This is a genomic window from Amycolatopsis sp. FDAARGOS 1241, from assembly GCF_016889705.1.
Lineage (GTDB): Bacteria > Actinomycetota > Actinomycetes > Mycobacteriales > Pseudonocardiaceae > Amycolatopsis.
The window spans coordinates 6,161,997-6,175,040 of record NZ_CP069526.1 but is presented as its reverse complement, the minus strand read 5'-3'; the positions used below and the strand labels follow the sequence as shown (position 1 = coordinate 6,175,040).

8 protein-coding genes are annotated in these 13,044 nt (G+C 66.6%); 5 read left to right on the top strand and 3 right to left on the bottom strand.

All coding sequences use genetic code 11. From position 1 onward, the window contains the following. The first annotated feature begins 88 nt into the window (after positions 1-88). Positions 89-1,171, top strand: coding sequence for an ATP-dependent DNA ligase (locus tag I6J71_RS30260; protein ID WP_204089978.1), 1,083 nt, complete (start codon positions 89-91; stop codon positions 1,169-1,171). After that, the gene (gene ligD / locus I6J71_RS30255) at positions 1,168-2,172 is read left to right on the top strand and encodes a non-homologous end-joining DNA ligase (RefSeq protein ID WP_204089977.1); all 1,005 of its coding nucleotides are present in this window, start codon (positions 1,168-1,170) and stop codon (positions 2,170-2,172) included. The genes I6J71_RS30260 and ligD overlap by 4 nt, the downstream gene beginning before the upstream one ends. A gap of 758 nt (positions 2,173-2,930) precedes the next feature. Here the strand turns inward: ligD and I6J71_RS30250 are convergent. From I6J71_RS30250 to shbA, 3 genes are read right to left on the bottom strand one after another with little or no spacing between them, the layout of a single operon-like run. After that, a complete protein-coding gene (locus tag I6J71_RS30250) occupies positions 2,931-5,810 on the bottom strand; it encodes an AAA family ATPase (RefSeq protein ID WP_204089976.1) in 2,880 nt (959 codons plus the stop codon). Next, positions 5,807-6,925: an exonuclease SbcCD subunit D gene (locus I6J71_RS30245; RefSeq protein WP_204089975.1), complete on the bottom strand. Its 1,119-nt coding sequence runs from the start codon at positions 6,923-6,925 to the stop codon at positions 5,807-5,809. The genes I6J71_RS30250 and I6J71_RS30245 overlap by 4 nt, the downstream gene beginning before the upstream one ends. A gap of 23 nt (positions 6,926-6,948) precedes the next feature. Further along, a complete protein-coding gene (gene shbA, locus I6J71_RS30240; RefSeq protein ID WP_204097302.1) occupies positions 6,949-7,515 on the bottom strand; it encodes an RNA polymerase sigma factor ShbA in 567 nt (188 codons plus the stop codon). 280 nt (positions 7,516-7,795) lie between these two features. On the opposite strand from shbA, the gene I6J71_RS30235 reads away from it, so the two are divergent. From I6J71_RS30235 to I6J71_RS30225, 3 genes are all read left to right on the top strand, one after another. Further along, the gene (locus I6J71_RS30235; RefSeq protein WP_204089974.1) at positions 7,796-9,724 is read left to right on the top strand and encodes an N-6 DNA methylase; all 1,929 of its coding nucleotides are present in this window, start codon (positions 7,796-7,798) and stop codon (positions 9,722-9,724) included. Positions 9,725-9,791: 67 nt separating this feature from the next. After that, on the top strand, positions 9,792-11,774 hold the full coding sequence (locus tag I6J71_RS30230) for a class I SAM-dependent DNA methyltransferase (RefSeq protein ID WP_204089973.1): 1,983 nt from the start codon (positions 9,792-9,794) through the stop codon (positions 11,772-11,774). Beyond that, complete coding sequence (locus I6J71_RS30225; RefSeq protein WP_370541991.1) at positions 11,771-13,036, top strand: restriction endonuclease subunit S; 1,266 nt, start codon at positions 11,771-11,773, stop codon at positions 13,034-13,036. Before I6J71_RS30230 ends, I6J71_RS30225 begins: the two co-directional genes overlap by 4 nt. Positions 13,037-13,044: the final 8 nt, after the last annotated feature.

Genomic DNA, 13,044 nt, shown 5'->3' with positions numbered 1-13,044 from the left:
CTTCGCCGCAGCGGGAAACTTCTTCCCGATCGGGCGAGCGAGGTCAAAACGCTGCAGGTCAGCGTCGTGGCCGCCTAGGATCGGGCGGGTGGAGCTGCCTGTGATGCCGCCGGTGCGGCCGATGCTAGCCAAGGCCGTGCACGAGGTGCCGAGGACCGAGGGGTTTTGGTACGAGCCCAAGTGGGACGGGTTCCGGTGCGTCGTGTTCCGCGACGGCGACGAAGTGGAGCTGGGCTCGCGCAACGACCGCCCGCTCACGCGCTATTTCCCCGAACTTGTGGACCTGCTGAAGGACGCGCTGCCGGACCGGTGTGTGGTCGACGGCGAGATCGTACTGGTCACGCCGCATGGCCTCGACTTCGAGGCGCTGCAGTTGCGGCTGCACCCCGCCGCGAGCCGGGTGCGCAAGCTGGCCGAGGAGACGCCGGCGAGCTTCGTCGCGTTCGATCTGCTGGCGCTGGGGGAGCGGGACCTCACGGCCGAGCCGTTCCGTTCGCGGCGGCACCTGCTGGAGGAAGCGCTCGGCGAGAACCCGGGTGGCGGCCTGCAGCGGGTCCACCTGACCCCGCTCACCACGGACCCGGACCTGGCCGAGGACTGGTTCACGCGGTTCGAGGGCGCCGGTTTCGACGGCGTGATGGCCAAGCCCTCCGACCAGCCGTACGAGCAGGACAAGCGCGTGATGTGGAAGGTCAAGCACGAGCGCACGGCCGACTGCGTCGTCGCCGGGTTCCGGTGGCACAAGGACGGCCACGGCGTCGGCTCACTGCTGCTCGGTCTGTTCGACGACGCGGGGGCGCTGCACCACGTCGGCGTCGCCAGCAGCTTCACGGCCGCGCGGCGCCGGGAGCTGGTGGACGAGCTGGCGCCGCTGCGGGAGAACGCTCTCGAGGGTCACCCGTGGCGCACGTGGGCGGAGTACGAACCGGAGCCGGGCCGCCGGCCGGGGGCGAACAGCCGGTGGGCGCCGCAGAAGGACCTGTCGTGGGAGGCGGTGCGACCGGAGTGGGTCGCGGAGGTGCGTTACGAACACCTGCAGGGCGGGCGCTTCCGCCACGGCGGGCGGCTCGTGCGCTTCCGGCCGGACCGTGATCCGGCGTCGTGCACGTACGCGCAGCTGGAGGAAGCGCCGCCCGCGGAGCTGGCGACGCTGTTCGGGGAGGCCGGATGAGCGGTGCGGTGACGCTGGACGTCGACGGGGTGGAGCTGACGATCTCCAGCCCCGGCAAGGTCTATTTCCCGGAGCGCGGCGAGACGAAGCTCGATCTCGTGCGCTACTACCAGGCCGTGGCGGGGCCGCTGCTCGATCGGCTGGGTGGGCGGCCGTTGCTGCTGGAGCGGTACCCGGACGGTGCGGGTGGCAAGAGCTGGTTCCAGAAGCGGGTGCCCAAGACCGCGCCCTCGTGGCTGACGACGACCGTGGTGTCCACACCCAACGGGACGACCAGCGACGCACTCGTGGCGGCGGATCTGGCACACGTGCTGTGGGCGGTGAACCAGGGGTGCCTGGGGTTCCACGTGTGGCCGAACCGGGCGGCGGCACTGGAGATCGCGGACGAACTGCGGATCGATCTGGATCCGTCACCGGGAGTCGGGTTTCCCCAGCTGCGGGAGGCGGCTTGGCTGGTGCGGGCGTTCCTCGAAGAACTGGGGATCGAAGTGCACGTGAAGACCTCGGGGTCTCGCGGATTGCACCTGTACGCGATTCTCGAGCCGCGGTGGGACGGATATCAGGTGCGGGCCGCGGCGGTGGCGTTGGCGCGGGAAGTGGAACGGCGGCATCCGGAGCTGATCACGGCGCAGTGGTGGAAGGAAGAACGCGGATCGCGGGTGTTCGTGGACTTCAACCAGAATGCGCCGCACAAGACGGTTTTCGGCGCCTGGTGCGTGCGGCCGCGGGTCGGCGGGCAGGTTTCGACGCCGATTGCGTGGGAGGAATTGGATTCGGTCGAGCCGGATGCGCTGACGTTGTCGACGGTGCCCGGGCTGGTCGCGGAGCGCGGGGATCCCTGGGGTGGGGTGAATGAGCGGCCGCAGTCGATCGAGGTGTTGCTGGAGATGTCGCGGAAGGATTTGGCGGAGGGGCTGATGGACGCGCCTTGGCCGCCGGTTTACCCGAAGATGCCGGGGGAGCCGCCTCGGGTGGCGCCCAGCCGGGCTCGGAAGGGTTGAGGTTTTGGGCTGTCACGGGGTGCGGTTGGTCTGCGGTGGTGGTGCGGTTCTGTGCGGGGGCTTGGTCTTGGGTGCTGGCGCGGTGCTGCGCAGGGGCTTGGTCTTGGGTGCCGGTGCGGTCCTGCGCAGGGGCGTGTTGCGGGGCGTTTGCACCCCGAAGCGCGAGTGTGACTACGGCCGCTGACCCCGTGTCAAGGCGGGAAAGGCGGACACTCTTTTGTTTACCTACATGTGACCTGGGAGAACCCGGCCCAGCCGTCCCGATCCGTCCCAGCAGCATGACACCTCACGCTCGCGCTCTAGCTGCGAAAACATTGATTGGGACAGGCGGGACGGGTCACCCACGCACGTCCCAGCCGTCCTCATCAGCCGCTCAAACGCCTTCTTCGAAACGCGTCCGACCGAACACGGACCCGATGTCGCTCTCGATGCCGTCCACCTCGCACGGTGGCGAGGGCATGCCCTCACTCGGATCGGCGAACCACAAGCCGTACACGTGCTCGAAGCAGCCCTAAACAGCCCAGACCCCACGTTCGCAGAAGCCGAAACCGGCCTGCGGGTCGACTTAGCCGCCGCCTTCGTGGCGAGACACAACCCGAGGAACACGTGAACACATGGCCCGGTCCTCAAGCGCGGTCGCGAGCCCCGTGCCCGGCGTAAGCGCCCGCGGTCCCGCGCGATCAGCACGTCGCGGTCAGGGCTTGCCGCGCGGCGGGTGGCCAAGAGGCCCGCCGTGCGGCAAACCCGGCCGAAGAGCCTCACGACGCAAGTTCCGCACCCGGCGCTTGCCACTTCGGGTGGTAAAGCGTTCCGCGGCGGTCGCCCGTTTTGACGATCTTCTCCTGGTCGACGAGTGCTCGAATGGTCGGCGTCCACTGCGTTTCGTCGATTCCGGAGAGTCGAATGAGATCGGCTTTTCCGAGCGGCCCGGTTGCCCGGTCGAGACACGCCAGAATCGCGTCCTCCGGACCGTCAGGAAGCGCGTGCCCGGAAGGAGCCTCGACGGCGGTGCTCCGGCAGGGCCGGACGGGCACAACCTTGGCGTTGCCTACTCGGCGGTAACGCTCCGGGGTGCACGTCAGCACGATGACTTGCGACTGGGTGTTCGCCGCGGTGAACACCGCGCCCATCCGTGCAAGCCGTTCCGGATCGGTGTGGCCCAAGGCGTCGTCGATGATCACCGGCGCACCGTCGGCCGGATCGATCATCGCGGCACAGGCGAGCCGCGTGATGATGCAGAGCTGTTCGCGGGTGCCGGTGGACAGATCGTCGTAGCCGACGGTGATGTTTTCGAGCGTCCGGTTGGCGATCCGGAGGTCGCTGTCGATGCCCAGCTTGAGCGTCGGCCCGAAAACGATGCGGCCGAGCCGTTCCAGCTGGTCGCGGAACGGCTGGACGTAAGTCTGCTTGGCTGTTTCGCGCGCGGTGCGCAGCGTCGTGAACAGGCAACTGGCCGCACTGCTGCGGCGGTGCGCGCTGTCATACCGCCTTTCCGCCTCGCTCCAGGCTGCCTGCGCCCTGTCGAATCGATCTTGGCGACCCTCCGTCCCGGCCAGTTCGAGCCGTCCCTGGAGTTTGGTCAGGTCGGACGTCCGCGACCGGTGGTCTTCTTCGAGTCGCTCGCCCCAGGCTTGCGTCGCCGTCAACCTCGCCTCGACGGTTTCCGGATCTTGCGAGGCGAGGTCGGCCTCCGCAGCCGCGAGCGCCAGACGGGCAGCGGAGCGGGTGTCTTCGCAGTTGGTCAGGCGTTCGGTCAACGAATCGTCGGGCGCGTCGGCGCGGGCGGTTGCCAGTCGGTCGCGCATCAGCAGCAGCTGCTCCTGCGCGGAACCGGACTGCGTGCGCAGTGCGATGGCGTTGTTGTTCGCTTCTGTCCCGGCTGCGAGAAGGTCCTGGTGGCGGGTCGCTGCGTCGGAAGCCTTCCGGCGAGCGGACTCGGTCTGCTTGCGGGCGTCGAGTTCGGTCGCCACGGCAGTTGCGAGATCGCCTGGTCGCTCGTCGGAGGTGGTATAGCTGTTGATACGGGCGGAAAGGCGAACGCGGTCGCTGCGGATGTCGTCGAGCAGCCTGTCGTCCAAAGCCAGTTTCAACGCCTGCTGGGCCGTGAGCCGGTCGCTTTCCACGGCACGGCGCTTGGCGATCACGTTGCGCGCTTCGGCGATTCCCTCGACAGCCGCATCGGCACAACAGCGCCGAAAATCGGCCTCGGCTTCGTCGGCCGCGAGTTTGAGATCCTGACCATTGCCCAGCCCGATGCGGAGCAGTGCTTGCTCGGGGAAGACGAGTTCGAGCGTGTCGGTGACTGGTTCGGACCGCACGTCGCCGACTTCGAATGTGGCCGGCTCCCCGTTGAGGGATACTTCGAGCCGGGCGAGCGCTTCGAGTTCGAGTGTCGGTGCGCCGGCTTCGAGAACCGCGAGCGCTTCCCGGCTCGCGGCGTATGCGGCTTCGAGGGCTGCGAAGCCGGGTTCGTCCAGGGTGCAGATGGCGAGGAAGGCTTCCGCGGCGTTGCGCTGCTCAATCGCCTCCTCGGCTCGTGATGCGCGCCGCGTGAGGTCGTCGAGTTCCGCCTTGTCATGGAGGTAGCGGACGTGCTCGGCAGCTCGACGTTCCTCGCTTTCGGCGCGCTCCGCAGCCTGGGTGGCGGCGTTCAACGTGAGCTCGGCGTCTCGGGCCAGCGCCTGCGCCGCATCCGCGGTGACTTGCGCCTGCGCGGCTTCTTCAAGGATTTCTGCCGCCGAATGCTCTTGAGCGGCGATGGCCGCCACGAGTTCGTGCCGCGTCGCTACGGCCACTTCGGCTGCGTCGGTCTCTGCCGACACGACGGCGAGTCGGCTGGACAACGTTTCGACGAGCGCGCGCCGCTCGTCCAGTGCACTCTTCCGTCCGACCCACTCGGCCAGTTCTTCCTTCTGCTCAACCAACTCGGCACTGAGGCTGGTCAGCTCACGGGTCAGTTCGGCGTGCCGTTCCACGTCGCGCTCGACCTCGCGCAGGGATTCTTCTTCGGCTGCCGCCACTCGCTTGGCCTCCTCGCGTTGCTCAGCGGCGGCCTTCAACTCGGCCTTCGCCTTGCCGCCCGGCGTGTAGTACTTCAGGTACTCCCGTTCGACCCGCTCGAAGAGCGAGGACTCGCGGCCGGTCTCCCGGGCGCCGCCGGCCGCCGCGTCCAGTGCGCGCATCAAGGCATCGTTGCCGCCCAGCGCGCTCTGGCTGATCGGCTCGTTCTGCGCGACCCGCAACGCGGCCCACAAGCCGTCGTCGAGCGTTTCCTTGACCATCTCCTGCACCCGGTCGTGCGCCTCGCGGCCGACCAGGTCGGCCGGTGCGGGCTCGATCATGCGCAACGTGGTTCGCGGGTGTTTGCACCAGCGCTTGCCGAAGACGAAGCGGTATTTACCAGCGGTGATCTCGGCTTCGACTTCCGGTGCGGCATCGACGCTTCTCGGCCGGACCGCGAGCACCTGGCTGCTCTTGGACCCGTCCGGGTGCTTGAGCAGCAGGTCGATCGCCTCGATCATGCTGGACTTGCCGGCTTCGTTGACGCCTTCGACAACGGTGACGCCGGACTCGGCGAAGTCCACCCGCCGGTCGGTGACACCGCGGAAGTTTCGCAGGTGGACGTAGTGGATCTTCATGCTTCGCTCCTGACGAGTCGGTAGAGCAGGCTGAGTGCGTCTTGCGCGGTGGGATCGCCGGCGGCTGCGCCGACGAGTTCCGTCATGGCGGTCGCCGCGAATCCGGACAGGCCGAGTTCGGCGAAGTCCTGGTCGCCGGCGAGCACGGCAAGATCGGAGCGTCGCCCGGGCACCTCGAGCGACGCGAAGACCTCGCGGTGCTTCTCGATCAGGTCCTCGAGCTGTGCGTGTGCGCCGACGCTGAGGGTTCCCACCAGTCCGAGCTTCAGGACCGTGCGGTCCTTGTCCGGGAACCCGGCCAGCCAGCGGCCGAACTCCTCGACCTCGGCCGCGCTGTTGAGATGCCGTTCCGCCGCGAGGAAGGACCACGTGCCGATCCGGTGGCTCGTCACCTTGGCTTCGAGGTCGCGATCGAGGTCGACGACGAGAACGTTGCCCGGATCTGTCTCGGTGAAATCGGTCGGCTCGGGCGCGCCGGAATACCAGATCGCCAGGCCGTCGACCTGCGTTGTGGAGTGCCGGTCGCCGAGTGCGACGTAGTGAACCCGCCCGTCGGACAACGCATCGGCCAAGGCTCCGACGCGGATAGTCGCCGGGTTTCCCGGGTCCGGGCTGAGGGAGTCGACCGCGCCGTGCCCGACGAGGATCCGTCGGACGCCGGTCCGCGCGGTCAACGTCGCGCACTGGTTGCCGGGAAGGTCGGTGAGCGGATGCTTGACCTTCAACGGCGCCGCGACCAGCTCGACGCCCGACGCGACCTCGTGCACGCCGGGCTCCGCCAGCACGTGCACGTTCGGCGGGCAGCCGCGGGTGAACGGCGCCGAGCGGTACACGGACCCGGCGTCGATCGTGTCGTGGTTGCCCGGCAGCAGGTAGACCGGGACCGGAATCGACCGCATCGCCTCGAGCGCGCGCCCGACGACCTGCGGGCTGAGCAGGTTCGCGTCGAATACGTCGCCGCAGACGACGACGAATTCGCACCCCTGCTCGGCGGCGATCTTTCCGATCTCCCGAATGGCCGCGAGGCGGGCGTCGGAGAACCGGGCTTGTGCTTCCGCGGAAAGGAAATGCCGGGTCATGCCCAGCTGCCAGTCGGCGGTGTGCAGGAAACGCATGGTTGCCTCCTTGGTCCGTGGGGTCATCGCCGGGTGGACAGCCGGCGTCGGAGCTTGGCGAGGGCACGGTGCTGCGCGACCCGGACGGCGCCGGGCGTGGAGGACAGGAGTTCGGCGACTTGCTCGGAGCTCATTTCGCCGATCACGCGGTGGACGAGGATTTCCTGGTGCGCGTCCGGCAAGGTGCTGAGCAGTTCCTGCGCCATGTGCCGCATTTCGGCTTGCAGCACCGCCTGCTCCGGGCTGTCGCCGTCGTCCGTCCGCTCGGGGATCTCCGCGGTTGTGGTGGCGCGGTCGCGTTGCCGCTTCCGGTGGAAATCCGCGACCTTGTGGGCCGCGATACCGAAGACGAAGGCGAGGAAGGTTCCGCCGGTGTCGCGGTAGGAGGGGAGCGCGGTGAACACCGCGAGCAGTACGTCCTGTGCCACGTCGTCGGCTGAGGCGTAGCCCTGGCGGGCAGAGTTGATCCGGGCCCGGCAGTAGCGGATGACCTTGGGCTGGATGCAAGCCAGCAGCGTCGCGATCGCTTCTTGATCGCCCGCACCCGCGGCTTTGGCGACCGGTTCCAGGTCGGTGCTGGCCTCGGTCATCACGGGCATGTCGTCAGCGCTTGTTCGTTGCGTGGACGGCCCGCGGACTGAGGGCCGAGCAAGTTCGCGGAGAACACGTCGCGCGGCGGGGAACACATGGCTACCTCCTTGGTTCTGTGCGTCGGCCGGATGCTGGGCCCGCCGCGGCTCAGAAGTCTTCGGCAGTGCCATCGGCCCTGCGTTCGGTGACGCAGTCAATGAGAGCATTGGCTGTGAACGATGTCAACAGCTGGTTGCGAGGTATGGTAAGTTCACCGGCAAATCGACTGAGGAGGGATACGTGGCTGACGAGTCTGAGGTGACGGCGGCCGAGATCGCCCGGCTCGCCGGTGTGGGCCGCGCCGCCGTGAGCAACTGGCGGAAGCGGTTCACCGACTTCCCCCAGCCGATCGACGGGACGGACACCAGTCCGCGCTTCCGGTCGGCGGAGATTCTGACTTGGCTCGAGGACCAGGGGAAACTTGGCGCTGAGTCGGCCCGGGAGCTGGTCTGGCAACGACTTGCCGACTCCGGCTCCGACTCGGTCGTCGACCGCGTCGCGGCGGCGGGTGAGTACCTGGCCGGCCGGCAACCGGCCACGGACCTGGACAAACGCACCCGTGAGGCGCTGGACGCGCTCGCCGCCGACGGGGGAGCCGAGTCTGCGTTCGACGAACTGTGCGGACGGTTCGTCACCGCGAACTGGCGAACGATGGCTGTGACCACGCCGGAACTTGCCGAGTTCATGGTCGGCCTGGCCGCTCCGCTCGGCGGCTCGCTGTTCGACCCCGCGTGCGGCCTGGGCTCGGTGTTGCGGGCCGCGGCGCAGGCGAAACCCGATATCGCAGTCTTGGGCCAGGAGTTCGACGCGCCGCTCGCGCGCCTCGCCACCGTGCGGCTCGCGTTCAGCGGCGCAGATTCCACGATTGAAACCGGTGACTCACTCCGCCGCGACGCCTTCCCCGAGCTGCGCGCCGACGCCGTGGTCTGCAACCCTCCCTTCAACGACCGCAACTGGGGCGCGGAGGAGCTGGCCTACGACCAACGCTGGGCTTTCGGCCTCCCGCCGAAGGGCGAATCGGAGTTGGCCTGGGTGCAGCACTGCCTCGCTCATCTGCGTCGCGGCGGTCGGGCCGTGCTGTTGATGCCGCCTGCTGCCGCGTCGCGGCGATCGGGTCGGCCCATTCGTGCCGAGCTGCTCCGTCGAGGTGCCGTGCGGGCGATCGTCCAACTTCCGGCGGGCGCGGCACCACCGCTGGGACTTTCGCTGCAGCTGTGGATCCTGGAGCAGCCCGCAGAGCAGACGCCCGACGCCCGCGTGTTGTTCATCGACGGCACGGCTGGATTGGCTCAGAGAATCGATGAGGTCGGTTGGCCGGCTCTGCGGGAACGCGTCGATCCGGTGTGGGCGAACTTCGTGGCCGGCCCTGGAACGGTCGCTGAAGCACCGGGCCGACACACCGTGCGGTCGGTGATCGATCTTCTGGACGACGAGGTGGACCTAACCCCTGCGCGCTACCTGCGCGCGGCTGCGGATCTGGATGTCACGGCTTTGCGCACCACTCAGCGTTCGTTTGCCAAACTTCTCGCCGAGCTTGCCGAGCTTCTGCCGGATGTGCAACCGACGCTTGCGGATGCCAGTCCGAAGGCCACGGTCTCGATCGGCGAGCTGCAACGCTCCGGGGCGGTGAGCCTCCGGCAGCAGACGGCGCGTATGGAGGTTCAGCCCGGCGGTGAGGGGCTACCTGTCTACACCGCGCGCGACATCATTTCGGGTGAACCGCCCGCCGGCCGTATCGCAGCTGAGGCGGCGTGCATCGCGGTCCTCCCCGGTGACGTCCTTGTCCCGACGGTCTTGACGAGTGCGGCCGCGGTCGTCGTCACCGAGGCGGGCGCAGCCCTGGGGCCGCACGTCCAGTTGTTGCGGCCGGATCCGAACCAGATCGACTCGTGGTTCCTCGCCGGATTTCTCAGGAGCAGAGGCTCGCTGCGGTTCGCGTCGACGATGTCCGGGACGCGCCGCATCGACGTCCGCCGGGTCGAGGTACCTCGCACACCTATCGCTGAGCAGCGAAAATACGCCGCCGCGTTCGAGCTGCTCGCTCGCTTCGACGCGACCCTGGCTCGGGCCTCGAACCTGGGCCACGAGCTGACCCAGTCCTTGACCGACGGCCTGGCGGCCGGCGCACTGACCCCGGCCGAACGATCGGCCCGGAAACCTGCAACATGATGACGATGCGCGACGACAGGTATACAGACATGTCCAGGACGACGAGCACCACCCCGAGGGGACGTAAGTGAGCAGCAAACACACCGAGCTGGCCGGGTTCATCTGGTCGGTGGCCGACTTGTTGCGCGGCGACTACAAGCAGTCCGAGTACGGGAAGGTGATCCTGCCGTTCACCGTCCTGCGCCGCTTGGACTGTGTGCTCGCGCCGACCCGCGAGGCTGTCCTGGCCGAGCAGGACAAGCGGAAGCAGCAGGGCATCCAGAACATGGACGGCATGCTCAAGCGTGCCGCTGGTGGCCTGAGCTTCGTCAACACCAGCAAGCTCGACTTCGCGGCTTCCGTGCGCGACCAGGACAACGTCGCGAAGAACCTCCGCTCGTACATCCGCGGGTTCACCGCCAACGCGCAGGAGATCTTCGACTCCTACGAGTTCGACGTCCAGCTCACGCGTCTCGACAACGCGGGCCTCATCTACCAGGTCGCCAGCAAGTTCGCGGAGATCGACCTCAGCCCGGACGCGGTGGACAACCATCAGATGGGTTACCTGTTCGAGGAACTCATCCGGCGGTTCTCGGAAATCTCCAACGAGACGGCCGGTGAGCACTTCACCCCGCGCGAGGTCATCAAGCTGATGGTGAACCTGCTCCTCGCGCCGGACACCGGTGATCTCGTCACGCCCGGCGTCGTCAAGACGGTGCTCGACCCGGCTTGTGGTACCGGCGGGATGCTCACCGCGGCAGAGGAGTTCATCCTCGACCACAACCCGGACGCCACCGTGAAGGTCTACGGCCAGGAGCTCAACGCCGAGTCCTACGCGATTTGCCGCTCCGACATGATGATCAAGGGCGAGGACGCGGACAACATCAAGTTCGGCAACTCCTTCAGCCACGACAAGCACTACGGCCGGCGGTTCAACTACCTGCTCGCGAACCCGCCGTTCGGGGTGGAGTGGAAGAAGGTCAAGGACGACGTCGAGAAGGAAGCCGAGATCGGCTTCGCCGGCCGGTTCGGTGCCGGCCTGCCGCGGATCAACGACGGTTCGCTGCTGTTCCTGCAGCACATGATCCACCACATGAAGCGCCCGGACGAGGGCGGCAGCCGGATCGCGATCGTGTTCAACGGCAGTCCGTTGTTCACTGGTGCGGCTGGTTCCGGTGAGTCGGAGATCCGACGGTGGATCCTCGAGAACGATCTTCTCGAGGCGATCGTCGCGTTGCCGGATCAGCTGTTCTACAACACCGGGATTTCGACGTACTTCTGGATTCTCAGCAACCGTAAGGATGCGGCACACAAGGGCAAGGTCATCCTGCTCGACGCCCGTGAGTACTGGTCCAAGATGCGGAAGTCGTTGGGAGACAAACGGAAGTTCGTGCCGGACGACAAGATCGCCGAGCTGACCTCTCTGTATGGAGAGGCGCTCGTGGCAGCCGAGGACTCGGCACATCCGTTGCATGGCAAGGTGAAGGTCTTCCCGACCACGGACTTCGGTTACCAGCGCATCACCGTCGAACGGCCGTTGAAGCTGTGCTTCGAGGTCACGGAGGATGCGCTGGCGGAGCTGGAAGTGGCCAAGCCGCTCGCGAAGTACGAGGGTCGTGCCGCGTTGCTTGCCGACTTGCGGACGTTGGTCGGCCAGCCGGTCGTATGGCGGAAGCAGGATTTCACGAAGCTGTTGTCCGAGGCGCTTTCCGCTGGTCTTTCGGCGTTGCCGGCTCCGGTGAAGAAGGCAGTGTGGGCGGCGGTTTCGGTGTCGGACCCTGAGGGCGAGGTGCAGCTCGACAAGCATGGCTCGCCGTTGCCTGACCCGGATCTGCGGGACAATGAGAACGTGCCCTTGCTGGAGGATATTCACTCATATCTTGAGCGGGAAGTGCTTCCGCACGTGCCGGACGCGTGGATCGATGAGAGCAAGACGAAGATCGGGTATGAGATCCCGTTCACGCGACACTTCTATGTGTATACGCCGCCGCGCCCGCTTGCGGAGATCGATGCTGAGTTGAAGCAGCTGGAGTCCGAAATCCAGCGCCTCCTGAATGAGGTGACGCAGTGAGCTTGGACATTGTGCCGCTGCGTCGAGTTTTCCGTGTCGTTAACGGCGGTACTCCCACTGCGGATGAGGGCAATTGGGGCGGTGGTATCGCTTGGGCGACTCCGGTCGACCTAAATGCAGCGGACGGAGTTATCGAGCGCACGCAGCGGACGTTGACGCCGCTGGGTGTCAGGACGGGATCATCAATTGTTAGGCGCGACTCGATACTAATCTCGACTCGTGCGCCGATCGGTTATGTGGCCCGTACTGCTGAACCCATGGCCTTCAATCAGGGATGTAGGGCGCTAGTTCCGTGGCGGAGCGTCGATGTGCGGTTTTTCGTGTACCAGCTGTCCGCGATAACTCAGGAACTCCAAAGTCGCGGCTTGGGATCCACATTTCAGGAGCTTTCGGGTGGTGCCCTTGCGGAAATTCCAGTCCATGTTCCACCTGCAGAGGAGCAGCGGCGCATCGCCGACTTCCTCGACGCCGAAACCTCTCGCATTGACGACATGTCTGCACTGCAGCGGACGACACTCAACCTGCTTGCTGAACGTCGCAGGGCTGTATTAGCGCACCTTGTGACTGGTGCCGACGAGGTGAACCGCGGTCCCTCGCGCCTTGCATGGACCGATTCGCTTCCTGTGCGCTGGGACTCCGTTGGTCTGAGCCTTGTCGCGAAGATGGGGAGTGGTCATACACCAAGCAGGTCACGTGCGGATTGGTGGTTCGACTGCGACATTCCCTGGATCACGACCGGCGAGGTTGCCCAGATTCGGGACGACCGTCGGGAGACGATCTACGAGACTCGTGAGAAGATCAGCAAGCTTGGGCTCGCGAATAGTGCGGCGGAACTGCACCCTGCCGGTACCGTGGTACTGAGCCGTACAGCCTCCGCCGGATTCTCTGCGGTCATGGGTTATGACATGGCGACGAGCCAGGACTATGCGACCTGGACATGTGGTCCAAGGCTTGACCCGTACTACCTGCTCTGGTGCTTGCGTGCTATGCGCGCCGACCTTCTTGGGCGCCTAGCAATGGGCTCGACGCACAAGACGATCTACTTCCCTGACCTCCAGGGGCTTCGTATCCCGCTTCCGCCGATGCCGGAGCAGTTGGCAATTGTCGAAGCGATCCGCGACTCCAATGCGAAGATTGACGAGCTGCACGATCGAATCAATCGTCAACTGGGCCTTCTCGCCGAGCGTCGTCAAGCACTGATCACCGCAGCCGTCACCGGCCAACTGGACGTAACGACCGCCCGATCCGGAGTCGGAGCATAACACCATGG